Origin of the sequence: Mycolicibacterium chubuense (assembly GCF_001044255.1) — a bacterium.
Taxonomy (GTDB): domain Bacteria; phylum Actinomycetota; class Actinomycetes; order Mycobacteriales; family Mycobacteriaceae; genus Mycobacterium; species Mycobacterium chubuense.
On record NZ_JYNX01000059.1, the window covers coordinates 77,898 to 99,784 of the forward strand.

23 protein-coding genes, 3 tRNA genes and 2 pseudogenes are annotated in these 21,887 nt (G+C 68.5%); 14 read left to right on the top strand and 14 right to left on the bottom strand.

Going from position 1 to position 21,887, the window contains the following annotated elements; genetic code table 11:
• Positions 1-32: 32 nt before the first annotated feature.
• A complete protein-coding gene (locus MCHUDSM44219_RS20570; RefSeq protein WP_048420104.1) occupies positions 33-584 on the top strand; it encodes a cupin domain-containing protein in 552 nt (183 codons plus the stop codon).
• On the opposite strand, the gene MCHUDSM44219_RS20575 is transcribed toward MCHUDSM44219_RS20570, so the two are convergent.
• Both MCHUDSM44219_RS20575 and MCHUDSM44219_RS20580 read right to left on the bottom strand, forming a co-directional pair.
• Entirely contained in the window at positions 568-981 is a 414-nt protein-coding gene (locus tag MCHUDSM44219_RS20575; protein WP_048420105.1) for an MmcQ/YjbR family DNA-binding protein, read from the bottom strand. The two genes, MCHUDSM44219_RS20570 and MCHUDSM44219_RS20575, sit on opposite strands and share 17 nt — an antisense overlap.
• The gene (locus MCHUDSM44219_RS20580) at positions 974-1,477 is read right to left on the bottom strand and encodes a metallophosphoesterase family protein (protein ID WP_048420106.1); all 504 of its coding nucleotides are present in this window, start codon (positions 1,475-1,477) and stop codon (positions 974-976) included. Before MCHUDSM44219_RS20580 ends, MCHUDSM44219_RS20575 begins: the two co-directional genes overlap by 8 nt.
• A gap of 76 nt (positions 1,478-1,553) precedes the next feature.
• Between MCHUDSM44219_RS20580 and MCHUDSM44219_RS20585 the strand changes: the two genes are divergently transcribed.
• From MCHUDSM44219_RS20585 to MCHUDSM44219_RS31250, 4 genes are all read left to right on the top strand, one after another.
• Entirely contained in the window at positions 1,554-2,153 is a 600-nt protein-coding gene (locus MCHUDSM44219_RS20585) for a WXG100 family type VII secretion target (protein ID WP_053081314.1), read from the top strand.
• Positions 2,150-2,440 (top strand): WXG100 family type VII secretion target, encoded by a 291-nt coding sequence (locus tag MCHUDSM44219_RS20590; protein WP_082162301.1) that lies wholly within the window; start codon positions 2,150-2,152, stop codon positions 2,438-2,440. Before MCHUDSM44219_RS20585 ends, MCHUDSM44219_RS20590 begins: the two co-directional genes overlap by 4 nt.
• 18 nt (positions 2,441-2,458) lie before the next feature.
• Positions 2,459-4,927, top strand: coding sequence for a hypothetical protein (locus tag MCHUDSM44219_RS29590; protein WP_053081315.1), 2,469 nt, complete (start codon positions 2,459-2,461; stop codon positions 4,925-4,927).
• Between the two features lie 169 nt (positions 4,928-5,096).
• Entirely contained in the window at positions 5,097-5,306 is a 210-nt protein-coding gene (locus tag MCHUDSM44219_RS31250) for a hypothetical protein (protein ID WP_236695531.1), read from the top strand.
• Between the two features lie 197 nt (positions 5,307-5,503).
• On the opposite strand, the gene MCHUDSM44219_RS20605 is transcribed toward MCHUDSM44219_RS31250, so the two are convergent.
• The 4 genes and pseudogenes from MCHUDSM44219_RS20605 to MCHUDSM44219_RS31265 all read right to left on the bottom strand — a co-directional run.
• Positions 5,504-6,379 carry a tetratricopeptide repeat protein gene (locus MCHUDSM44219_RS20605; protein WP_053081317.1) on the bottom strand — a complete coding sequence of 292 codons (876 nt, stop codon included), beginning with the start codon at positions 6,377-6,379 and terminating at the stop codon, positions 5,504-5,506.
• A gap of 46 nt (positions 6,380-6,425) precedes the next feature.
• Positions 6,426-7,161 (bottom strand): cytochrome c oxidase subunit I (locus MCHUDSM44219_RS31255; protein WP_236695532.1); only part of this gene is annotated, 736 nt, incomplete at its 5' end.
• A gap of 1 nt (position 7,162) precedes the next feature.
• Positions 7,163-7,314, bottom strand: a pseudogene (locus MCHUDSM44219_RS31755) (cbb3-type cytochrome c oxidase subunit I); the annotation flags it as partial.
• Between the two features lie 84 nt (positions 7,315-7,398).
• A pseudogene (locus tag MCHUDSM44219_RS31265) lies at positions 7,399-8,363 on the bottom strand (cbb3-type cytochrome c oxidase subunit I); the annotation flags it as partial.
• Between the two features lie 123 nt (positions 8,364-8,486).
• Between MCHUDSM44219_RS31265 and MCHUDSM44219_RS20615 the strand changes: the two are divergent.
• Positions 8,487-9,242 carry a DUF2127 domain-containing protein gene (locus MCHUDSM44219_RS20615; RefSeq protein WP_048420110.1) on the top strand — a complete coding sequence of 252 codons (756 nt, stop codon included), beginning with the start codon at positions 8,487-8,489 and terminating at the stop codon, positions 9,240-9,242.
• On the opposite strand, the gene MCHUDSM44219_RS20620 is transcribed toward MCHUDSM44219_RS20615, so the two are convergent.
• Together MCHUDSM44219_RS20620 and MCHUDSM44219_RS20625 are read right to left on the bottom strand one after the other, a co-directional pair.
• Complete coding sequence (locus tag MCHUDSM44219_RS20620) at positions 9,229-10,230, bottom strand: Brp/Blh family beta-carotene 15,15'-dioxygenase (protein WP_048420111.1); 1,002 nt, start codon at positions 10,228-10,230, stop codon at positions 9,229-9,231. The genes MCHUDSM44219_RS20615 and MCHUDSM44219_RS20620 overlap by 14 nt on opposite strands.
• Positions 10,231-10,234: 4 nt before the next feature.
• The gene (locus MCHUDSM44219_RS20625; RefSeq protein ID WP_082162302.1) at positions 10,235-11,113 is read right to left on the bottom strand and encodes a bacteriorhodopsin-like; all 879 of its coding nucleotides are present in this window, start codon (positions 11,111-11,113) and stop codon (positions 10,235-10,237) included.
• A gap of 166 nt (positions 11,114-11,279) precedes the next feature.
• Between MCHUDSM44219_RS20625 and MCHUDSM44219_RS29135 the strand changes: the two genes are divergently transcribed.
• Positions 11,280-11,879 (top strand): TetR/AcrR family transcriptional regulator, encoded by a 600-nt coding sequence (locus MCHUDSM44219_RS29135; RefSeq protein WP_082162303.1) that lies wholly within the window; start codon positions 11,280-11,282, stop codon positions 11,877-11,879.
• Here the strand turns inward: MCHUDSM44219_RS29135 and MCHUDSM44219_RS20640 are convergent.
• Together MCHUDSM44219_RS20640 and MCHUDSM44219_RS20645 are read right to left on the bottom strand one after the other, a co-directional pair.
• Positions 11,853-11,925: transfer RNA gene (locus MCHUDSM44219_RS20640), tRNA-Arg, on the bottom strand. The two genes, MCHUDSM44219_RS29135 and MCHUDSM44219_RS20640, sit on opposite strands and share 27 nt — an antisense overlap.
• Before the next feature lie 26 nt (positions 11,926-11,951).
• Positions 11,952-12,040: transfer RNA gene (locus MCHUDSM44219_RS20645), tRNA-Ser, on the bottom strand.
• A gap of 83 nt (positions 12,041-12,123) precedes the next feature.
• On the opposite strand from MCHUDSM44219_RS20645, the gene hisC reads away from it, so the two are divergent.
• The 4 genes from hisC to MCHUDSM44219_RS20665 are packed head-to-tail and all read left to right on the top strand — an operon-like array spanning position 12,124 to position 14,971.
• The gene (hisC, locus tag MCHUDSM44219_RS20650; protein WP_048420113.1) at positions 12,124-13,179 is read left to right on the top strand and encodes a histidinol-phosphate transaminase; all 1,056 of its coding nucleotides are present in this window, start codon (positions 12,124-12,126) and stop codon (positions 13,177-13,179) included.
• Positions 13,176-13,649: a DUF4334 domain-containing protein gene (locus tag MCHUDSM44219_RS20655; RefSeq protein ID WP_048420144.1), complete on the top strand. Its 474-nt coding sequence runs from the start codon at positions 13,176-13,178 to the stop codon at positions 13,647-13,649. Before hisC ends, MCHUDSM44219_RS20655 begins: the two co-directional genes overlap by 4 nt.
• 18 nt (positions 13,650-13,667) lie before the next feature.
• On the top strand, positions 13,668-14,111 hold the full coding sequence (locus MCHUDSM44219_RS20660) for a hypothetical protein (RefSeq protein WP_082162304.1): 444 nt from the start codon (positions 13,668-13,670) through the stop codon (positions 14,109-14,111).
• Positions 14,112-14,146: 35 nt separating this feature from the next.
• Complete coding sequence (locus MCHUDSM44219_RS20665; RefSeq protein WP_048420115.1) at positions 14,147-14,971, top strand: crotonase/enoyl-CoA hydratase family protein; 825 nt, start codon at positions 14,147-14,149, stop codon at positions 14,969-14,971.
• On the opposite strand, the gene MCHUDSM44219_RS20670 is transcribed toward MCHUDSM44219_RS20665, so the two are convergent.
• From MCHUDSM44219_RS20670 to MCHUDSM44219_RS20680, 3 genes are all read right to left on the bottom strand, one after another.
• Entirely contained in the window at positions 14,958-16,247 is a 1,290-nt protein-coding gene (locus tag MCHUDSM44219_RS20670) for an MFS transporter (protein ID WP_048420116.1), read from the bottom strand. The genes MCHUDSM44219_RS20665 and MCHUDSM44219_RS20670 overlap by 14 nt on opposite strands.
• A gap of 162 nt (positions 16,248-16,409) precedes the next feature.
• Positions 16,410-16,496 (bottom strand) — tRNA-Ser (locus MCHUDSM44219_RS20675).
• A gap of 10 nt (positions 16,497-16,506) precedes the next feature.
• Positions 16,507-17,019: a MarR family winged helix-turn-helix transcriptional regulator gene (locus MCHUDSM44219_RS20680; protein ID WP_048420145.1), complete on the bottom strand. Its 513-nt coding sequence runs from the start codon at positions 17,017-17,019 to the stop codon at positions 16,507-16,509.
• 79 nt (positions 17,020-17,098) lie between these two features.
• On the opposite strand from MCHUDSM44219_RS20680, the gene MCHUDSM44219_RS20685 reads away from it, so the two are divergent.
• Complete coding sequence (locus MCHUDSM44219_RS20685; RefSeq protein WP_048420117.1) at positions 17,099-18,070, top strand: NAD(P)H-quinone oxidoreductase; 972 nt, start codon at positions 17,099-17,101, stop codon at positions 18,068-18,070.
• Positions 18,071-18,075: 5 nt separating this feature from the next.
• Here MCHUDSM44219_RS20685 and MCHUDSM44219_RS20690 read toward each other — a convergent pair whose 3' ends face one another.
• Positions 18,076-19,272, bottom strand: coding sequence for a cysteine desulfurase-like protein (locus tag MCHUDSM44219_RS20690; protein ID WP_048420118.1), 1,197 nt, complete (start codon positions 19,270-19,272; stop codon positions 18,076-18,078).
• Positions 19,273-19,404: 132 nt separating this feature from the next.
• Between MCHUDSM44219_RS20690 and MCHUDSM44219_RS20695 the strand changes: the two genes are divergently transcribed.
• Together MCHUDSM44219_RS20695 and MCHUDSM44219_RS20700 are read left to right on the top strand one after the other, a co-directional pair.
• Complete coding sequence (locus MCHUDSM44219_RS20695) at positions 19,405-21,348, top strand: DUF6541 family protein (RefSeq protein WP_048420119.1); 1,944 nt, start codon at positions 19,405-19,407, stop codon at positions 21,346-21,348.
• Positions 21,349-21,379: 31 nt separating this feature from the next.
• Positions 21,380-21,886, top strand: coding sequence for a bacterial proteasome activator family protein (locus MCHUDSM44219_RS20700; RefSeq protein WP_048420120.1), 507 nt, complete (start codon positions 21,380-21,382; stop codon positions 21,884-21,886).
• The last annotated feature ends 1 nt before the right edge of the window (position 21,887 follow it).

Below are 21,887 nucleotides of genomic sequence, written 5' to 3' on the forward strand. Positions count from 1 at the left end.
GGCGGCACCGCATCCGGTGGTTGACTGGACCGATGGATGTCCGCCGAGTCGTCACAGGCCACGATGCGTCCGGGAAGTCGGTGTTCGTCAGCGACGAGACGGTCGCGCCGCGCACGCCGGTCCTGCTGCCCGGATCCGAGTTCACGATTCTGTGGGGCGGCGACGAGACCCCGCACTTTCCTGACGACGGGTCGATGCCGAACTGGCGCACCTACTTTCCGCCGATCGGCGGGTTCCGGTTCTCGATGTTCACGCTGCCGCCGGGGACCGCGACGGCCAGGACGGACGACCTCACCACCGAGGAGGCGATCGCCGACGGGGAGGCGAAGCTGCCCGGGCTGCTCGGCTACATGGAACTCGACGATCCCGGCATGCACACCACCGACACGATCGACTTCGAGGTGGTGCTCGAGGGCACCGTCATCCTGGAACTCGACGACGGCGCCGAGGTGACCCTGCATCCCGGGGACACCGTGGTGCAGAACGGCACCCGGCACCGGTGGCGCAACCCCGGTGACGTCCCGGCCCGGCTCGCGCTATTCGTCTGCGGAGCCGAGCACGACAACGTCACCCGTCCCGGCTGAGCCACTGCGCGGCACGCCGTTTCGACGCCCGGGACAGCCAGGCGTCCTGGATCAGCTCGCGTAGCTCGGTCACTCCGATCTCGCCGAGCCGGCTCGCGCGCACCAACACCGACGGGTGCCCGTCGAAGTGCGGCGTGGTGAAGAACGGTGAGTCCGGGTCCTGTGTCAGCGCCAGCTTGTCGGCCTCGGACTCGACCCAGATCACGATCACGTCGGGATACTTCTCGCCCGTGTCGGGGTCGACGGCGTCCGGTCGTGGGGTCCGGAAGAACACGAACGACTTCCCGCCCACCTGGTAGATCGGGTTGCCCGCCCGCGGGCCCACGATCGTGGTGACGTGCGGCATCCCCGCCGCGATCGCGTGGACGTCGTCGACGGTGGCGGGCCGGTCACTCACGGCGAGGCACCCGGTGCAGTTCCACGTCTGTCAGCACGCCGGCGGCGGCTGTCGCGGTCATGTACGTGCAGTAGGGCTGGCGGCGACGGTCGGTCGGCGAACCCGGATTGAGCAGCCGCAGACCGGTTTCGGCGGTGGTGTCCCACGGGATGTGGCTGTGCCCGAAGACCAGCACGTCGGTCTCGGGGTAGGCCCTGGCCATCCGGGCCTCGCGGCCGGCGGCGCCGCCGGTCTCGTGGGTCACCGTGAAGCGGAGGCCGCCGAGTTCGACGTCGGCCCGTTCGGGCAGCCGGAGGCGCAGTTCGTCGCCGTCGTTGTTGCCCCAACAGGCCACGAGGCGCCGGGCGCGCGTCTCGAGCACGTCGAGCAGTCCGGGCTCCACCCAGTCCCCGGCGTGGATCACCACATCGGCGGCGTCCACCGCGTCCCACACCTGCGGCGGTAGGTCGCGGGCCCGCTTCGGGACGTGCGTGTCGGCGATCAGCAGAAGGCGCACAACACCAGACTAGGACGTCCGGGCCGCGCGAAATTGGCGCACGGACCCCCCTGCGCGGCCCCATAGGCTGCTTCGCGTGGGGCGTTCGGTCGAGGTGGTGGTGTCGGAGTTGCAGGCGGCGGCGGAGCGCCTGCGTGATGCGGGTCGGCGGCTGCAGGACGGACTCTCCGGGGTGGACCTCGAGACCCGGCAACTGCTGGGGTCCGGCTGGAAGGGCGATGCGGCGTCGGCGTACGGACCGGCGTGGGATCAGTGGCACACCGGCGCGGGTCAGGTGATCCGCGGCCTGCAGACCATGGCCGACCTGCTGAACCTCGCCGGCAAGGAGTACGCCAAAACCGATGAGCAGTCCGGCGAGGCGCTGAACGCGACGATGCAGGGCGGGGGCTCAACGGTCGGTGGCGGAGGGGGCGGCGGCAGTGTGCCGGGCGCGCCGAGTGCCGGGCTGTCGGCGCCCGTGGCCGACCTCGCGCAGCAGATGAACCTCGACCAGCTGTCGTCGGCGGGCCAGTCGGCGGGGTCGGTGCCCGGTCAGCTCGGCGGAATCGTCGCGCAGGCCACCCAGATGGCCGGGGAGGTGGCCGCACAGGTGACCCAGATGGTCGAGGGCGCGATCCAGGGCGGCCAGGAGCCGCCCGAGCCCTCGGACCGGGAACCGGGAGACAGAAACCGATGACCGCACTCGTGGTGGATTTCGCCCAGCTGCGTGCGGCGATCACCCACATGGAGGACTTCGGCCGCGACGTCACCGAGATCCTCGCCGACATCGAGCACACGATGGCGGCTCTGCGCAGGTCGTGGCAGGGCGACGGGTCGGACGCGCAGGCGCAGGCCCAGCAGCAGTGGGACGACGGCGCCGAGCAGATGAAGGAGGCGCTGACGGCGCTGCAGAAGGTCGCCGACGCGGCGCACAAGAACTACACCGACGCGGTCACCAAGAACGGACAGATGTGGCAGATGTGACCGCTGGAGGGGCTGCCGGTGCGCATCGAGGTTGATCCGGACGCGTTGATCGCCGCGGGTCGACAGACCGGGGCGCTGGGCGGCCAGCTGGCGCGGCTGTCGGATGCGTTGGGCGCGGCGCTGGGCGGCGGCATCTCCTCGGGCATGGATGCGGCGGGGCTGAACTTCGGCATGAAGTACGGCCATCAGGCCGGCGAGTTCACCTCCGCGGTCGCCGATGCGGCGAACGCCTTCACGTCGGTGGGAATGCTGTTGGAGGCGAGCGGCTTCAACTACCGCAACGCCGACGCCGCCTCGACCATCGGAGGCCCCGGCCCGTCGGGCGGCGTCAGCGGCGACCCCGGCAAGGCGCTGCCCGCGCATGTTCCGCCCGGACCCAACGGTGTCACCGTGCCCCCGCCGTCGAAGTGGTACCTGATTCAGCCGCTGCTGCAGGTGCTGCCCGGGCTCGGCCCGGTCGCGGGGATCGCGATGACGTGGCCGTCGGGCAACGCGGCGATGATGGGCGTCACCGCGACGCAGTGGCGCAACTTCGCCACCGGGTTCGCGTTGATCGAGCCGCAGCTGACCGGCATCAAGGCTGCCCTCGCCGCCCAGCAGATCCCCGAGCGCGCAGCGATGACGACCGCGCTGGAGAGTCTCGGCACGGCGATCTCCTCGCTGGCCGACGTCAGTTCGTCGGTGGCGCAGTCGATCACGGATTTCGCGTCGGGAGTCCAGGAAAGCCAGGACGCCATCCGGCGGCTGCTGGACCGGCTGTCCCTGGACGGTTTGTGGGACACGGTGACCGGCTTCCTCACCGGCGAGGGCGACGACATCCTGCGCGAGGTCGCCAACGATGTGGGCACGGTGCTGCACAACTTCCAGCAGCAGGTCAAGGGGATCATCGGACTGCTCGACGAGCTGACCGTGCTGATCGGTGATGCGGCGACGGCGTTCCAGAAGTGGATCCGCCCGATCCTGGTGGAGACGTTCGGCGATCGGGTGGGCAACGACCTGGCAAATGCCGTGACGTTGTACACCGACGTGCAGGTGGGTGCGGTCACCGGGCTGATCGGCACGGTGTCCGGGGTGGTGGCGATGGCCGACCCCGACACGTGGAAGGGCATGGCCGAGATGGCCCTGTCGGTGGCCAAGGACCCGTCGTCCCTGCCCGGGGTGCTGGAGAACATGGGCAAGGAGTTCGTGGCGTGGGACAAGTGGTCCGGCGACCATCCCGGCCGCGCCGCCGGGGAGGCCGCGTTCAACATCGGATCACTGTTCGTGCCCGGCGGCGCGCTGTCGAAGACGGGCAGCGTCGCGAAGGGCCTGAACCTCAGCCGGCGCGTACTGGAGGAGGGCCGACTGCCCGGTGTCCGCGAACTCGGCAGCTGGACGCGAGGGACGCCCAATCCGATTGAGACGCCGCGGGTTCCGGAGTTCAGTCCGACAGCACCGGGCGGCATACCGCCGGTGCGGCCCGAGGGGATTCCGGGGGGTGCCGGGCCGGGCACGCCGGGTGCGGGTCCGGCTCCAGGTAGTGGCCCGTCAGGCGGCGGGCCTGCGCGCACCGGTGAGCCACCCGCTTCCGCTGGACGGCCGACCGGTTCCGGCGCGGAAGGTGGCGCCGGCCCGCGGGCACCGGTCGAGCAGGCGGAACGGGCCCCGGGGGTGGAAGCGGCTCCTCGGTCCGGGGCGGTGTCGCCGAATAGCGAATCGTCCGAATCCGTTCGCGCACCCGGGCACTCGATTCCTTCGCCCGCCTCGGCGGCTGAGCCAACAAGCGGTGGTGCGGACCACGGTTACAACGTCGCTCACCCGCCGAGCGCTGATGAGGCGGGTCGGACGATGCACGCCGATGAACCGCTCACCAACACCGGGGAGAGCGGAGCCGATCACGAGCGGAGGTCTCCGACGGATGGCCCGATGGATGGTGGTTCGCCACACGTCGAAGGTCACGACAGCGCAAGTGGTGCAGATCCCAGCAGTTATCACTCACACGCACCGGAGATCGCCACTTCGTTGAACGAAGCTTTTGTCAACGGCGATCCGACTTCTCAGCTGGCGGGCGAACTCGCCGATCTGTCGACCCACTACATTGCGAGCCCCGTTGGAGACTCTGCCGCTGCAGACCGGATCGTCCTGGGGAAGTGGGACGGGATGGACGGCGGTTACATCGGCGAAGCCAGGCACCACGGCGGCATCTACTACGACACCGGAGACGCAACGTGGGAAGCGATGAGCTTGGGGTTGGACGACAGCCAAGTGAGGCAACTCGGCTGGCAGGTGAATGAGCAGTTCCTGCGTCGGCAACTGGAACTCGGTGTTTCACGCATCGAATATGTCTTACCTGCAGCGTTCGATAGTGTCGAACAGCTCGCGGCTGTCCAACGACTCTCATTTTCCGCAATGGAGATCAATTTCTTGAAGGCAAACGCCGAAGCATATGGCTACGTGCAACGGAACAACGTCTGGATACACATCGGAAAGGCCCACCATGGAGGCTAGAGGACTAGCGGAATTTCTCGCCCCAGAAATGTCCGTTCACGGTCTTGTGCTCGACGAGATTCGAGACCCCGAGACTTACGGTAATCGCCCAGCTTGGGCAATTTTTTATCGTCGTGACGACTGCAAGGTCCAGGTGTGCTGGTCAGCGCGAGACGGTGGAATCGACTTCATGATGGCACCGCCCGAGGCGGCGAACACCTTCGGTTTGTCGGACCGCTCCGGCACCTGGCAGTTCATGCTCCTGCTTTCCCGCGTCAGAGACAGTCTTCCCACTCCCGATCTGAGCGCCAGCGACAGCGAGTTGATGTCATGGCTGCGCGATCTCTTCAGGATTCATTTCGCCTCGGCACATGAAAAGTTGAACTCGACTGATTCCTGAGGGGCTGGTGCGGCTACCACCTCAGCGAAATAGACCAACAGGGGCGTTGCACCCTTGACATACGCGACGCTCGCCGAGATGGGCGTCGCTTGGTCCGCCTGTCAACCGAATCAGACCTCAGCCCACAGTGCCGGTACCTTCACGTTCGGCGTCGACCGTGACGACAGCTTCACGCTCGTTGTGCGAGGAGTAGCCCGCTAGGCCCCGGTCACCCAGCCGAGCACCGTCAGCCCGAAAACCCCGAACAGCAGCAGCGTGCCCGCCACATCGGACACCGGGTTCGACCCCACCGCCGCCGTCACCACTCCCAGCACGACCGCGAGTACCACGAAAGCCACCCGCACACCGAGCAGAAGCCGTTGCCGCACAACAGAAGCCAGCACCGGACCCGGTACCGTCCGCACCACCCATACCAGCGGCACCGCCAGCGCCACACCCAGCACCCCCGCCACGATCCGCGGGATCACCGTGGGCATCCCGTCGTCGTGCGCGGCCATCACCACGATCAGCGCGACCGCCAGGAACACCACCGACGCCGTCGCCATCCGCATCACCCGGGTCACGGCCAGCCCGACGTTGTCGATCGCCAACGGCCTCAACGCCGGTTCCAGGCGCACCGATGCCAGCAACCCGCGCACCGCCTGCGTCAGCGTTCCCCACCGCAGCCTGCTGACGCCCAGATTGTGTGTCGCCAGAGCATGATTCGGCGAGAGTCTCAGCGCCTCCAGATACTGCGCCTCAGCGGCGGCCGCGCCCCACGTCGACCGATAGATGTCGCCGCGCAACACCAGAGCCTCCGGGTTCGCCGGATCCCGCCGCAGCGCCTCGTTGACCACCGCCAACGCCTGGGCGCCCTGCCCGGACTCGTGCAACAGGCCGGCGTAGGTGTACTGCGCCGACGCCGACAGCGGGTGCTCGCTGAGCATCCGCCACGCCATCGACAGTGCGTCGGCGGTGCGTCCCTGCCGCTTCAGCGCGAGCGTGTACAGCCGCATCGCGTGTTCGTTGTGTGGATCCGCGGTCAGCGCCGCCCATGCGGCCGCGACGTCGCTGGCTCCCCCGGTGTCGGACATCACCGGAAATGCTATCCGGGCCACCGCCCGGCACGACGCACCAGTTTCAGGTGCGCACGTCCGCCACGTCGAGGCGGGTCACGTCGCCGTCGTCGGGACCGTGCGTACGTCCGGCGTGCGCCTCACGCCGCATCCGCTCCACCATGTGCGGGTAGTGCAGCTCGAACGCGGGCCGCTCCGAACGGATCCGGGGCAGCTCGGTGAAATTGTGCCGCGGCGGCGGGCAGGACGTCGCCCACTCCAGCGAGTTGCCGTAACCCCACGGATCGTCGACCGTCACCGGCTCGCCGTACCGCCAGCTCGTGAAGATGTTCCACACGAACGGGATCATCGAGACGCCGAGGATGAACGACCCGATCGTCGAGACGATGTTCAGCGTGGTGAACCCGTCGGTCGGCAGGTAGTCGGCGTAGCGACGGGGCATGCCCTCGTCGCCGAGCCAGTGCTGCACCAGGAACGTGGTGTGGAACCCGATGAACGTCAACCAGAAATGCACCTTGCCCAGCCGCTCGTCGAGCAGCCGTCCCGTCATCTTCGGGAACCAGAAGTAGATGCCCGCGTAGGTGGCGAACACGATGGTGCCGAACAGCACGTAGTGGAAATGCGCCACCACGAAATACGAATCCGTCACGTGCAGATCCAGCGGCGGGCTGGCCAGCAGCACACCCGACAGGCCGCCCAACAGGAAGGTCACGATGAAGCCGACGGAGAACAGCATCGGCGTCTCGAAGGTCAACTGCCCCTTCCACATCGTGCCGATCCAGTTGAAGAACTTGATGCCCNGTCACGATGAAGCCGACGGAGAACAGCATCGGCGTCTCGAAGGTCAACTGCCCCTTCCACATCGTGCCGATCCAGTTGAAGAACTTGATGCCCGTCGGGACCGCGATCAGGAACGTCATGAACGAGAAGAACGGCAGCAGCACCGCACCGGTGGCGTACATGTGGTGCGCCCACACCGCCACCGACAGCGCCGCGATGCCCAGCGTCGCGTAGATCAGCGTCGTGTAGCCGAACANAGCAGCACCGCACCGGTGGCGTACATGTGGTGCGCCCACACCGCCACCGACAGCGCCGCGATGCCCAGCGTCGCGTAGATCAGCGTCGTGTAGCCGAACAACGGCTTACGGCTGAACACCGGGAAGATCTCACTGACGATCCCGAAGAACGGCAACGCGATCACGTACACCTCGGGATGCCCGAAGTACCAGAACAGGTGCTGCCACAACATGGCTCCGCCGTTGGACGGGTCGTAGACGTGCGCGCCGAGATGCCGGTCGGCGGCCAGGCCGAACAGGGCGGCCGTGAGGATCGGGAAGATGATGAGTACGAGGATGGAGGTCACCATGATGTTCCAGGTGAAGATCGGCATCCGGAACATCGTCATGCCCGGCGCCCGCATGCACACCACCGTCGTCACCATGTTGACCGCGCCGAGAATGGTGCCCAGACCACCCACCCCGAGCCCGAAGATCCACAGATCGCCGCCGACACCGGGCGAGTGGATCGCGTCGGTCAGCGGCGAGTAGGCCGTCCACCCGAAGTCCGCCGCGCCGCCGGGGGTGATGAACCCGGCCAGCGCGATCAGGGCCCCGAACAGGAACAGCCAGAACGACAGTGCGTTCAACCGTGGGAACGCGACGTCGGGCGCGCCGATCTGCAGCGGCAGCACCAGGTTCGCGAAGCCGAACACGATCGGGGTCGCATAGAACAGCAGCATCGCCGTGCCGTGCATGGTGAACAGCTGGTTGTACTGCTCGTTGGACAGGAACTGCAGACCCGGCAGCGCCAACTCGGTGCGGATGAACAGCGCCATCAAGCCGCCGACCATGAAGAACACGAAGCACGCGACGCAGTACATGATCCCGATCAGCTTGTGATCGGTGGTCGTGACCAGCTTGTAGATCAGGTTGCCCTTGGGCCCCAAGCGGGCAGGAAACGGCCTGCGCGGGACCAGGGTCTCCGGCTTCTCGACGATCGCCACGTGCGCAGTCAACAACGCCGGCGTCCCGGCGAGTAGGGCCGAAAGTCGCTAGCTCAGCGACTCTTCAGCAAGTCCGCCGGTGTTTCACCGCCCGAGACGCGCGCCGGGCGCGAGGATCAGGGGATGTCGGCATCCACGTGGGAACTCGTCGCGTGCGCAGTCCGAGGTCATGTCACTTACGCACCCGACGACGCGGCGCTCGCCGACCGGCTCAGCGGAACGACCGGCTTGGGCGAGGTCTGGCGCTGCCTGCGCTGCGGAGCGTTCGTCGTCGGGCCGCCGCACGGCCGGGGCCCGGCCGACCAGGCGCCTCTGGTGCTGCGCGGGAAGGCGTTGCGGCAGGCAATGATCGTGCGGGCGCTCGCGGTGGAGCGCTGGTTTCGCGCCTTGCTGATCGGTCTCGCCGCATGGGCTGTCTGGACGTTCCGCGGTGCCCAGGGCTCGATCCAGGCCGCCGTCGAACGGGACCTGCCGCTGGTGCGGGCGTCGGGGATCGAGGTCGACCAGATGACCCTCGTGCACGAGTTGGAGAAGGCACTGACCGCCAGGCCCTCCACACTCGCCCTGATCTTCTGCCTGCTCCTGGCGTACGCCCTGCTCGAATTCGTCGAGGGGCTGGGGCTGTGGATGATGGTCCGGTGGGGCGAGTACTTCGCCGTGGTGGCGACGTCGGTGTTCCTGCCGTTGGAGGTGTACGACCTGGTCTCCAAGGGCATCACCGTCACGCGGGTCGGCGCGTTCGTGATCAACGTGGCCGCTGTCGTCTATCTGCTGGTCTCGAAACGCCTGTTCGGTCTGCGTGGCGGCCGGAGGGCCTACGAGGAAGAACGGCGCGGTGAGCAGCTGCTCGATGTCGAACGAGCCGCTATGAGCGTCTGACGGCGCGATATCCACTGCCGCCGATCGGGAGGGGTTCGCGCTCGACATCGGAGGACCGGTCCAGCCACAGCACCACCACCATGTGCGGGACGGTGAGGGCAAGCAGCACCCGAAGCGCCTCGGCCACGGCCTCGGTCGGCTCCGGCGACGCAAGGGTGAACCAGGCCAGAGCGCCGATTGCCGTGAGCACGGCGAGCGACGGCAGCGCGGCCAGTCGGGCCAACCGGTGCACCGCCGCGCGCCGGTGTCCGTCGGCGAGCAGCGCCGCGCACCCGGGTTCGACGGTCAGCAGTCGCGCGGAGTGCCGCAGCGCATGCCAGCCGCCGAACCACACCGCGAAGGCGACCAGCGGCGGGGCGAGGAAGCCCAGCGCGCCGATCAGCGCGATGTCGAGCGCGACCACGCCGTGGCCGTCGCGCAGCGCCGCGGTGATCGCGACCGCGGCACACGCCAGCCACGCCACCGTGATGCCGACCGGCAGCGGCGCCGCGGCAAGTAGGCGCGCCAGCCCCGGTGAGACGGCGGCCGCGACCGCGGAGAACTGCTCGCCGGAACGGGCCAGGGGCAGCGCCAGAGCGCCGCTACCGGCGACAACCGTCGCCGCAGCAGTCAGCCGACCGGGCCGCCAGCCGGTCAGCCGGCGGCTCACCTCGAGCTCGCCGAGCCCGAAGTGCACCGCGCTGAGCGTGACGACCGCGACGAGCGCCGCGGGGCCGGCCCACCGCAGCAGCACCCACGCCACCGCGGCCACTCCGGCATACGCCGCGACGACGGCGGTCAGTGAGCGTCCCCGCGCGAGGCGGGTCGCCATCAGATGGTCGACCGCGCCGTGCGGCACGCCCGCGATCAACCCGAGGCCGACGATCACCAGCGCGAGCGACGACGACAGGGCGGGCACCCCGAACAGGTGCCCGCCCGTCGCCAGCACGGTGCCGACTGTCAGCCAGCGGGACCAGACCGCGGACGTCGACAACGCGCTGTGTGACATCGGCCTAGGCCGTGGTCGCCGTGGTGCCCTTCCGGCCCACCCCGACCGTGACGGGAGCCGCGCCGTTGCCGGCCACCACGACCCCGTCGTGCGCCTCGTTCTCCCGGTCGGCGAACTCGGCGTCGTCGGCGAACGACTTGAGCCGCGCGATCTTGTAGATCAACAGGCCGTAGAGCACCTTGGCCAGGATGTCGGCGATCGAGTAGCCACCCTGTTTGGCCACCCACGCGGCCGCACCGTCGATGCCGAGCAGCGGGATGATGTAGGCGATCGGGTAGACACCCCAGGTGGCCAGCAGCAGGATCCGCATCCGGCTGACGGTCTTGCGCACCGCCGCCGGCTGGCGGTCCAGCGAGCGGGTCAGCTCCACGAACAGCACGTAGAGGATGTACAGGAACGGCACCGTGGACAGCAGCCCGAAGACGTTGCGGGTCAGGTCGTCCGAGCTGATCTCCCCGGGGTAGCCGAGCGCGATCATCAGAGCCGAGGCCGGGATGAGCCGGTACAGCAGCGAGTTGCGCAACTTGCGGGCAAGGGCCAGCACCACGATCAACTCGGCGAGCAGCAGCGGCACCGTCAGCAGCCAGTCGACGTACCGATACCCCTCGTTGAACGATTGGCCGGGGGCTTGAACGTAGGTTCCGCGTCCACCGGCAGCGTCGGTCACGAAGGCGCCCTTGAACGATTCGAAGATACGGAAGTAGTGATAGGCCGCGATGCCGCACACGATTCCGGACATCACCAGCGCCTGGCGGTAACGCGGAAGCACCCTTGGCTGGACGGCGAACAGGAAGATCGCGCCGAACAGCTGGGCCGCAATCACCAGAGACAGCAGGTTGTAGACGGTGTCGAATTGGGCCTGGGTCAGTTCTTCAGGAATCATCTCTCACCTTTGAGTGGATGAAGCGGATGGGGTAGATCTGAAGGTACGGTATTGAACGATTCGTTCACTAGTGTTTATTTATGACGTTTTTGGACAATTCGTTCGTAAGTTAACTTGTTGACAGTGCAGCGCGAGGTGGAGCGACAGCTGGAGGTGAACTGCTCGCATGGCAGCCCGCACCGGCAGGAAGTCCGCGGCAGGTGAAGACTCCCGCGTCATCCGCACCCGCGCCGACGTCGCGCGGACCGCGCTCGACGTTCTGATCACCGAGGGTTCCGACGCGCTGACCCATGCCCGGGTGGCGGAACTGGCCGGCTACTCGAAGACGACGCTCTACAGCCACTGGCCGTCGCGGTTCGACCTGCTCAAGACGGCCCTGGACGCCATCGGCGAACTCCCCCATCAGGAGCCCACCGGGGATCTGCGCGCCGACCTGATCGGGGAACTGAAGATGTTCCGGCAGGCGGTGGTCGATCGGCACCTCGACCGCGTGCTCTCGGCGATGGCGCAGTGGGCGTCGGTGGAGACGATGGCCGAGATCCGCGACGCCCTGAACAGCGAGGCTCAGCGTCCGATCCGCGGCATGCTCGAGGCGGCGTTCGACGGCGCCCGCCTGGAGGCGGCGATCTCGATGCTGGCCGGAGTGGTGGCGTGCCCGTCGCTGATGTTCGGTGCCGTACCGGACGACGAGGAGATCGAGGCCGCGGTGGACATCGTGCTCGACGGGAGGAAGACGAAGCGCGCCCGAAGGGATTCGAACCCCTAACCTTCTGATCCGTAGTCAGATGCTCTATCCGTTGAGCTACGGGCGCTTGGGTGGTGCATGTTCAGTTGTGCGCGGAGGCGAGAGGATTTGAACCTCCGGTCCGCTTTAAGGCGGACAACTCATTAGCAGTGAGTCCCATTCGGCCGCTCTGGCACGCCTCCCGACGTTTTCCGCCGCTGCGACAGAGTACACAGGCCCCACGGCGGGAAGCAAAGCAGATCGGAGGCGGCCCTAAACTGTCCAGGTGCCCGCCCGTCTACGCCCCGAACTCGCCGATCTTCCCGCCTACACGCCGGGAAAGACCGTGCCGGGCGCCATCAAGATCGCCAGCAACGAGACCGTCGACGGACCGCTGCCCAGCGTGCGCGCCGCGGTCGAGAAGGCCCTCGACGGCATCAACCGCTATCCCGACAACGGGTACGTCGAGCTCAAGCAGCGGCTGGCCAAGCACGTCAACGTCGCGCCCGAACACATCTCGGTGGGCTGCGGGTCGGTCAGCCTGTGCCAGCAGCTGATCCAGATCACGTCCACCGTCGGTGACGAGGTCCTGTTCGGGTGGCGCAGCTTCGAGATCTACCCGCTGCAGGTCCGCACCGCCGGCGCGACCCCGGTGCAGGTACCGCTGACCGACCACACCTTCGACCTGGACGCGATGCTCGCCGCGATCACCGACCGCACGCGGCTGATCTTCGTCTGCAACCCGAACAACCCCACCAGCACCGTCGTCGACCCGGACGCGCTGGCCCGGTTCGTCGAGGCCGTCCCATCGCACATCATGGTGGTGCTCGACGAGGCCTACATCGAGTACATCCGCGACGGCCTCGTCCCCGACAGCTTCGGCCTGGTCCGTGCCTACAGCAACGTCGTTGTGCTGCGCACCTTTTCGAAGGCCTACGGGCTGGCCGGTCTGCGCGTCGGGTACGCGGTCGCCGATCCGGAGATCGTCTCCGCGCTGTCGAAGGTGTACGTGCCCTTCACCGCGACCAGCGTCTCGCAGGCCGCGGCGATCGCGTCCCTGGACGCCGCCGACGAGCTGCTCGAGCGCACCGACGCCGTCGTGGCCGAACGGGTCCGGGTGTCGGCGGCGCTGCGCGAGGCCGGCTACGAACTGCCGCCGTCGCAGGCCAACTTCGTCTGGCTGCCGCTGCCCGGCCGGGCGTCGGCGTTCGCCGCCGACGCCGCCAACAGCCGCATCATCGTCCGGCCCTACGGTGAGGACGGCGTGCGGATCACCGTCGCCGCACCGGACGAGAACGACGCCTTCCTCGCCTTCGCCCGCTCATGGACAGGACGCGCATGACCGACGCCCGCACCACCTTCACCGAGCTGACCGAGCGCACCGACCGGATCGACGACGCCGAACTCGACGCGTTCTGGGCCACCCTCGCCCCGGCCACCATCGAGTTCATGATCGGCGAGTGGAAGGGCGGCGAGTTCGACACCGGCCACAAGGCCAACGGATTCATGAAGCGGCTCAACTGGTTCGGCAAGACGTTCGTCTCGGCCGCCGACGCCAAGCCGCTGGTCTGCCTGGACGCCGAGGGCGCCAGGTTCTCCAACACCGAGGCGATGAACGGCGAGGCCAGCCTCTGGATGGAGGAGTTCCGCGGGGAGACGGTGGCCTCGATGGTCTACGACGGCAAGCCGGTGCACGACCACTTCAAGGTCGTCGACGACAACGCGGTCATCGGGATCATGAACGGCAAAGGTGCGCTGGACACCAGCAGCGGCACGCCGCGCCACCTGTACTTCTATCTGGAACGGGTGTAGCCGCCTATCGTGGCGGAGATGAAGACGCGCGTGCGGGTGACGACGACGGCGCTCGCCGGGCTGGCGATCGCGCTCGGCGTGACCACGGCCTGCCAGCGCACCACCGAGGGCGCCGTCGCGCAGACCACCCAGCCGGGCCCTCCGCTGACCACCGAGCCCAGTGCGCCGAGCGGGCTCCCGTCGATCCCGGGGCTGCCCGACATCACGATCCCCAACCTCCCCCTGCCGACCCGCGGCACCGACGTCCCCGTGGTCCCGCCGCCGCCGAACGCCACCAGCATGACCTGCGAGGAGTACAACGGCCTCGACGAGCCCACCCGCGTCGCGGTGGTGAGGGCGATCCTCGAGCAGGGCAGCAACCCCCTGGGCCCCAACGGCGAGACCGTGGGCCAGCTGTTGGCCGACGCGGCATGCCAGTTCCTGCCAAGCGCCAAGGTGAGCGACGTCCTGATGGGCTCGTAGCCCCCGCTGCGGCGAGGCGGCTAGCCTCTTGATCCATGGGCAGCAGCTATGAGTCATTGACCGTCGACATCGCCGATCACATCGCGCAGGTCACGCTCATCGGGCCGGGCAAGGGCAACGCGATGGGCCCGGCGTTCTGGGCCGAACTCCCCCAGGTCTTCGCCGAACTGGACACCGACCCCGACGTGCGGGCGATCGTGCTGACCGGGTCGGGGCGCAACTTCAGCTACGGCCTGGATCTGGCGGCGATGGGCGGCACCCTGTCGCCGATGATGGCCGAGGGCGCCCTGGCCAAACCCCGCGCCGATTTCCATACCCGGCTCAAGACGATGCAGCAGTCGATCACCGCCGTCGCGGACTGCCGCACGCCGACCATCGCGGCGATCCAGGGCTGGTGCATCGGCGGCGGCGTCGACCTGATCTCGGCCGTCGACATCCGCTACGCCAGCGCCGACGCCAAGTTCTCCGTCCGTGAGGTCAAGCTCGCCATCGTCGCCGACGTCGGCTCGCTGGCGCGGCTGCCGCTGATCCTGTCGGACGGGCACCTGCGTGAGCTGGCGTTGACGGGCAAGGACATCGACGCCGCCCGCGCCGAGAAGATCGGACTGGTCAACGACGTGTACCCCGACGCCGAGGCCACCCTGGCCGCCGCCCGGGCCACCGCGGCCGAGATCGCCGCGAACCCGCCGCTCGTCGTCGCCGGCGTCAAGGACGTGCTCGACGAGCAGCGCACCGCGGCGGTATCGGCCAGCCTGCGTTACGTCGCGGCGTGGAACTCGGCGTTCCTGCCGTCGAAGGATCTCACCGAGGGCATCACCGCGATGTTCGAGAAGCGGGCACCCGACTTCAGAGGCGAGTGAGCGTCCGCCCGGACGTCTCGGGAAGGGCGAGCACGCAGGCGAGGCTGACCAGCCCGAGGGCGCCCATCATCACCGACACCGCCCACCCCCCGTAGGACGCCAGCAGCGTGGGTGAGACGACGGGCGGCAGCGCGCCGCCGACGATGGCGCCCAGTGTGTGCGACAGTGCCGCGCCGGTGTAGCGGTACTCGGGGTCGAAGATCTCCGGCAGGAGTGCCGCGAGCGGCCCCATGCACCACCCGATCAGGCAGTAGGTCACCACGATCGTGACTCCGAAGACGAGCTTGTGGCCCGTCTCGATGAGCGGGAAGACCGCGAACGACCACGGTGCGGTCAACGCGAAGCCCAGCGACACGATGCGACGCCGGCCGTAGGTGTCGGACAGGATCGCCGACAGGGCCGCGAAGCCCACCGCGCACAATCCGCCGATGACGCCGACCATCAGCACGAGGTCGTAGGAGAAGTCGAGTCGGTCGGCTGCGTAGTGGGTGAAGAACGTGCCGGCCTGGAACACGAGCATCGGCGCACAGATCGCCACCCCGGCGGCCAGCAGCACCTGGCGACCCTGCCGGCGGAACAGCGCGACCAGCGGGGTGCCGACGTGACCGGACTCCGTGTGCACCGGTGAATCCTTGACGTGCACCCGGATGTAGAGCGCGACGAGGATCAGAATTCCGCTGAGCAGGAACGGGATTCGCCACGCCCACGCGAAGAAGGCCGACCCCGGATCCTCACCGAACACGGCCTGCACGACGTAGAAGACCAGGTTCGCCAGGACCAGCGCGGTGCCGAGCCCGAGCTGGGTGAACATGCCGAAGAAGCCGCGCCGGTCCTGCGGCGCGTTCTCCGCGCTCAGCAACACCGCACCCGCCCATTCCCCGCCGACCGCGAAGCCCTGCACCAACCGCAGGAAGAGCAGCAGCAGCGGCGCCGCGACACCGATGGTCGCGGTGCTCGGGATCAGGCCGACGCCGACGGTGGCCAGTCCCATCAGCAGCAGCGTCACGACGAGCGTCTGCTTGCGGCTGATCCGGTCCCCGAAGTGGCCGAACACCGCCGCCCCGACCGGCCGGGCCAGAAAGGCGGCCGCGAAGGCACCGAGGGACGCCGTCGTCGCCATCATCGGGCTGAGTTCGGGGAAGAACACGGTCGGAAAGACCAGCGCTGCGGCGGTGCCGTAGATGAAGAAGTCGTAGAACTCGACGGCAGAGCCGACGTAGCTGGACATCGAGATCCGCCACAGCGGTTGGGTGGCGGTGGCCGTTCCTGTCGTCATGCGTCGATATTGAAGGGTTTGCCTGCTCTTCACATCCGCTATTGAGCGGATTCCCCGGGTGGACGGAGACGTCCCCCGATCGGCGGACGGACGAGCTGGGCTTTTCCCGGACAGCAACCCGCGCCCGATGGTGAACGGGTTTGCTGAACAGGTGAACTGAAGCGGTGGCGGAGGGATTTGAACCCCCGGTCGGTGTTAGCCGACTCTCGCTTTCAAGGCGAGTGCATTAGGCCGCTCTGCCACGCCACCGCGGGACAGTCTAGACGCGGCCCACCTTGACCGACTGCGTGCCTGACTTCAGCCCGACGCTGATCCGACGGCAGTTCTCGCCCATCGCGGCCACCTGCGGGCGGGTCAACCGGTCGAGGAAGTGGGCGCGCACCGCGGCGCCGTACGTGTGCAGCGCCGCCGCCAGCGCCTCGCGCCCCTCGGGCGTGATGCGCGCCAGCACACCGCGTCCGTCGTCCGGACTGGCCCCCCGGCCGACCAGACCCTGCTTCTCCAACCGGTGGATCTGGCGCGTCACCCGACTCGGCAGCGACATCAACGACTCCGCGAGATCACCCATCCGCGCGGCGCCGGAAGGGGACCTGGCCAGTAGGTCGAGCAGCCGAACGTCGTTGAGTGTGAGCTTGTGGCGGTCCACCAGAGAACGATTCATGGTGGCGTACAAGCGAAGTGCGGCGTCCAGGAAGTTCTGCCACGCCCGTTGTTCTGCAATGTCAAGACCAGGCGTATCGCTGGCGGTACGCCCCCCGATGATCCCCTCCATGTGCACATAGTAGAGGTACGCCGGTATTGCTGTGAGGTAAAAAGTAAGGGACTTTTCCCAGCGTAGTACCCTTGCGTGGATGCGCGCGATCGTGGCCGATTCAGGCCGGCTCACCTGGCAAACCGTTCCTGACGTCGCGCCTGCGCCCGGCGAGGTCCTGATCCGGGTCACCGCTGCGGGCGTGAACCGGGCCGATCTCCTTCAAGCGGCCGGGAACTATCCGCCACCTCCTGGTGCCAGCGACATCATAGGGCTCGAGGTGTCGGGTTTCCTAGAGCAGATCGGTGACGGCGTCACGAATTGGACTCAGGGGCAACAGGTCTGCGCTTTGCTGGCAGGCGGCGGCTACGCGGAGTTCGTGGCGGTTCCGGCCGGTCAGGTACTGCCCGCACCCGACGGCGTCCCCCTCGAACACGCCGCCGGCCTGCCCGAGGTGGCCTGCACCGTCTGGTCGAACGTGGTGATGACCGCCGGCCTGCAACCGTCCCAGCTGCTGCTCGTCCACGGCGGCGCGAGCGGTATCGGTACGCATGCCATCCAGGTGGCGCGCGCACTCGGGTGCCGCGTCGCGGTGACCGCCGGTTCGCGCAACAAACTCGAGCTGTGCGCCGAACTCGGCGCCGAGATCACCATCGACTATCACAGCGAGGATTTCGTCGACGCCGTGCGTGATGCGGGCGGAGCGGATGTCATCCTCGACATCATGGGAGCGGCCTACCTGGACCGCAACATCGATGCGCTGGCCGCCGACGGCCGGCTGGTGATCATCGGCATGCAGGGCGGCGTCACCGCGGAACTGAACATCGCCAAATTGCTGGCCAAGCGCGGCGGCGTGTTCGCCACCGCACTGCGCGCCCGCCCGGTCGACGGTCCCGCCGGCAAGACCGAGATCGTGGCCCGGGTGCGCGACGAGGTGTGGCCGTTGATCGCCGACGGTCAGGTCCGGCCGGTGATCGGCGCCGAGTTCCCCATCGCCGAGGCCCAAGCCGCCCACGAGCTGCTCGAGTCCGGCGACGTGTCCGGGAAAGTGATTCTGCGCGTTCGCGATTGATGCTGTCAGCCGAGCGACGCGAGCGCCCGTACCAGCTGGTCCACCTCGGCGGCGGTGCTGTAGTGGGCCAGCCCGATCGTCACCGCGCCGCCGATGTCGTTGACGCCGATGACGTCGAGCACGCGGGAGTTCGCATTGGCGATCGCGAGGATGCCGTTGTCGGCCAACCGCTGCACCACCCGCTCCGCGGGGACGTTCTCGACCACGAAACTGAGCACCGGGATGCGCACCTCAGGGCTGCCGATCACCATCACCGCGGGCAGCAGGCGCAGCGACGACAACAGGTAGTCGAAGAGCCCGTTCAGGTACCCCGCCGCCGACCGCATCGACACCTCGAGCCGCTCCCGACGGCTGCCCTGGGCCGAATCCTCCAGGCCGGCAAGGTATTCGATACTCGCCACCACACCTGCCAGCAGACCGAACTGATGTGTGCCCAGCTCGAGGCGATCCGGCCCCGTGGCATACGGGTTGAGCGACACCGAACCGAACGCGTCGATCAGCGAGGGATCGCGGAAGACCAGCGCACCGATCGGCGGACCGCCCCAGGCGAGCGCGTTGACCGCCACCACATCGGCCTCGACCTCCTGGATGTCGATGAGCCGATACGGCGCCGCCGCAGAATGGTCCACCACGACCAGGCCACCGACCTCGTGCACCAGCTTGGTCACTTCGCGGAGCTCGCTCACCGTCCCCAAAGTCGCTGAGCCAGAAGCCAACGCGACCATCCGGGTGGGCCGGGTGACCAGCCCCTCCCACTGCCAGGTCGGCAGCTCGCCGGTCTCGATGTCGACCTCGGCCCACTTGACCTTCGCGCCGTAGCGGTTCGCCGCGCGCAGCCACGGGGCGATGTTCGCCTCGTCGTCGAGCCGCGACACCACCACCTCGTAGCCCAGGCCCACCCGGGCCGATGCGGCGTCGGCGAGCGAGGTCAGCAACACCGCACGATCAGCGCCCAGAACCACCCCGCCCGGATCGGCGTTGACCAGATCGGCCACTGCCTGGCGGGCCGCGGCCAGCACCGCGGCGCTGCGCCGCGACGACGGGTGCGGACTCGACACCGTCGGCATCGAACCGCGAAACGCGGTGGAGACGGCCCGGCTCACGGTGTCCGGCAGGAGCATGCCGTGCTGTGCGTCGAGGTGCACCCAGCCATCGCCCAACGACGGGTGCAGTCCACGCACCCGGGCGACGTCGTATGCCATGCCAGCCCACCTTAGTGCGTCAAGGGAACCTCGCCGCACCGCCCGATTCGGACGGATGAGCGGTTGCCCGACCTCGCTCTTGCTGCCCATGCCGTAACCGGTACGGGTCATCTGGGCAGCCATACTAGTCGAGTGAGCTTCGGGTTCGGCGTTCTCCTTGCGCTGTTGTTGCTGGTGGGACCCGGGGCAATCATCGCGCGGTGCGGCGGACTGCACTGGCCCGCGGCCGTCGCCGTCGGGCCGTCCCTGACCTACGGCGCCGTGGCCATGGCCATCGTCCCGTTCGGCGCACTGGGCCTGCCGTGGAACGCGGCGTCGGCGGTGCTGGCCTTCGTCGCGGTGGCGGTCGCCGTGACGTGTTTGCGGACGCTGCTGCGCCGATTCGGCGCGCAGCCCGAGCCCGACGACACCGCGGTGCCGCCGAGCGGGGCCGGGCTGCTGGTCGCCGGGGGCGTGCTGCTCGGCGCGGTGCTGATCTGGCTGGCCGCCGCCCGCGGACTGGAGAATTGGCAGTCGATTCCCAGCACCTGGGACGCCGTCTGGCACGCCAACACCATCCGGTTCATCCTCGACACCGGGCAGGCGTCCCCGACACACATGGGCGAACTGCGCAACATCGAGACCCACGAAGCGCTCTACTACCCGTCCACGTTCCACGCGGTCGCCGCCGTCTTCGCCCAGGTGTCCGGCGCCGCGCCGGCGACTGCGTACACCGTCAGCTCGGTGGCGGTGTCGAGCTGGCTGTTCCCCGTCAGCGCCGCGGTGCTGACCTGGCAGCTGCTGCGCTCCCGCACCGGCCCGTGGCCCACCGCGGGCGCGGCCGCCACCGCCGCCGCGCTGTCGGCGTCGTTCACCGCGGTCCCCTACGTCGAGTTCGACACCGCATCCATGCCGAACCTGGCCGCGTACGGCATCGCCGTCCCCGTCTTCGTGCTCACCACCACGACGCTGGCCCACCGTGACCGCATCCCGATGGCCGTGCTCGCCGTCGTCGGGGTGTTCTCGGTGCACATCACCGGCGGCGTCGTCACCGTCCTGCTGGTGGCCGCATGGTGGCTGGTCGAGGCGTTGCGCCACCCGGTCCGCGGCCGACTCGCCGACACCGGCACGCTGCTGCTCGTCGGCGCGCCGGCGGTCGCCCTGCTACTGCCCCAGTTCCTCGGCGTCCTGCAGCAGGCCGAGATCATCGAGGGCCACTCCTTCGTCACCCATCAGGGCAAGAAGAGGGCGCTGTTCGATGCCGTCGTACAGCACACCCGTCATCTCAACGATTTCCCGATCCAGTGGGTCCTGATCGCGCTGGCCGCCGCCGGAGGGGTGATCCTGCTGGTCCGCCGGGTGTGGTGGCCGGTGCCGGTGTGGCTGCTGCTGGTGGTGGCGATCGTGCATTCGTCGGCGCCGTTCGGCGGTCCGTTCGGTGCGGTCACCGGCAAGTTCAGCGACCTCTTCTACAGCGACCCCCGCCGCCTGTCGGCGGTGGTGACCATGCTGTTGAGCGCGCTCGCCGGCATCGCCGCCTACACCGCGGTCGCCGCCGTCGTCGGGCGGATGAGCCGGCTCAGTCCGCGCAACCGGCACGCCGCCATCGGTGCGGTCCTGGTCGTGGGGTGCGTCGCGTCGGCCGTGCACTACCTCCCGCGGCACGAGTTCCTGTTCGGCGAGAAGTACGACTCGGTGATCATCGACGCGAAGGACCTCGAGGCGTTCGCCCACCTGGCGTCGCTGCCCGGGGCGCGGGACACCCTGGTCGCCAACGCCAACACCGACGGCACCGCGTGGATGTACGCGGTCTCCGGTCTGCACCCGCTGTGGACCCACTACGACTACCCCGTGCAGCAGGGCCCCGGGTATCACCGGTTCATCATCTGGGCCTACGCCGACGACGCCGACACCGATCCGCGGGTGGCCGAGGCCGTCAAGGCGCTCGACATCCGCTACCTTCTCGTGAGCACGCCGGTGGTGCGGGGCTTCGTGATGCCCGACGGTCTGGCGTCGCTGGACAAATCCCGCTCCTGGGAGAAGATCTACGACAACGGCGAGGCGCGCATCTACCAGTGGCGCGGAGCCCGACCGTAATGACGACGCAACGCTGGGGCACTCTAGGACCATGACTTCTGACAGCACCGACGACGACAACGTCGAGATCATCGGCGACGGATCCACCGACGCCGTCCAGGACTCCGACGGCAAGTCGCTGACCGACCTCGTCGAGCAGCCGGCCAAGGTGATGCGCATCGGCACGATGATCAAGCAGCTGCTCGAGGAGGTGCGCGCCGCACCGCTCGACGAGGCCAGCCGCGGCCGGCTGCGCGACATCCACCGCACCAGCATCCGCGAACTCGAGGACGGGCTGGCGCCGGAGTTGCGCGCCGAACTCGAGCGGCTCACGCTGCCGTTCACCGAAGAGGCGGTGCCGTCGGACTCCGAACTGCGCATCGCGCAGGCCCAGCTGGTGGGGTGGCTCGAGGGCCTGTTCCACGGCATCCAGACCGCGCTGTTCGCCCAGCAGATGGCGGCGCGTCAGCAACTCGAGCAGATGCGCCAGGGCGCGCTGCCTCCCGGCGTGGTGGTGCCGGGTCAGCGCGGCGGGCACGGCACCGGCCAGTACCTGTGAG

Bases quoted from the DNA above. Each gene is read 5' to 3' on its own strand.
- MCHUDSM44219_RS20570 (WP_048420104.1), top strand. From the start codon at position 33: ATGGATGTCCGCCGAGTCGTCACAGGCCACGATGCGTCCGGGAAGTCG.
- MCHUDSM44219_RS20590 (WP_082162301.1), top strand. From the start codon at position 2,150: ATGACCGCACTCGTGGTGGATTTCGCCCAGCTGCGTGCGGCGATCACC.
- MCHUDSM44219_RS31250 (WP_236695531.1), top strand. From the start codon at position 5,097: ATGATGGCACCGCCCGAGGCGGCGAACACCTTCGGTTTGTCGGACCGC.
- MCHUDSM44219_RS20605 (WP_053081317.1), bottom strand. From the start codon at position 6,379: ATGTCCGACACCGGGGGAGCCAGCGACGTCGCGGCCGCATGGGCGGCG.
- MCHUDSM44219_RS20615 (WP_048420110.1), top strand. From the start codon at position 8,487: ATGTCGGCATCCACGTGGGAACTCGTCGCGTGCGCAGTCCGAGGTCAT.
- MCHUDSM44219_RS20620 (WP_048420111.1), bottom strand. From the start codon at position 10,230: ATGTCACACAGCGCGTTGTCGACGTCCGCGGTCTGGTCCCGCTGGCTG.
- MCHUDSM44219_RS20625 (WP_082162302.1), bottom strand. From the start codon at position 11,113: ATGATTCCTGAAGAACTGACCCAGGCCCAATTCGACACCGTCTACAAC.
- MCHUDSM44219_RS29135 (WP_082162303.1), top strand. From the start codon at position 11,280: ATGGCAGCCCGCACCGGCAGGAAGTCCGCGGCAGGTGAAGACTCCCGC.
- MCHUDSM44219_RS20655 (WP_048420144.1), top strand. From the start codon at position 13,176: ATGACCGACGCCCGCACCACCTTCACCGAGCTGACCGAGCGCACCGAC.
- MCHUDSM44219_RS20660 (WP_082162304.1), top strand. From the start codon at position 13,668: ATGAAGACGCGCGTGCGGGTGACGACGACGGCGCTCGCCGGGCTGGCG.
- MCHUDSM44219_RS20665 (WP_048420115.1), top strand. From the start codon at position 14,147: ATGGGCAGCAGCTATGAGTCATTGACCGTCGACATCGCCGATCACATC.
- MCHUDSM44219_RS20670 (WP_048420116.1), bottom strand. From the start codon at position 16,247: ATGACGACAGGAACGGCCACCGCCACCCAACCGCTGTGGCGGATCTCG.
- MCHUDSM44219_RS20680 (WP_048420145.1), bottom strand. From the start codon at position 17,019: ATGGAGGGGATCATCGGGGGGCGTACCGCCAGCGATACGCCTGGTCTT.
- MCHUDSM44219_RS20685 (WP_048420117.1), top strand. From the start codon at position 17,099: ATGCGCGCGATCGTGGCCGATTCAGGCCGGCTCACCTGGCAAACCGTT.
- MCHUDSM44219_RS20690 (WP_048420118.1), bottom strand. From the start codon at position 19,272: ATGGCATACGACGTCGCCCGGGTGCGTGGACTGCACCCGTCGTTGGGC.
- MCHUDSM44219_RS20700 (WP_048420120.1), top strand. From the start codon at position 21,380: ATGACTTCTGACAGCACCGACGACGACAACGTCGAGATCATCGGCGAC.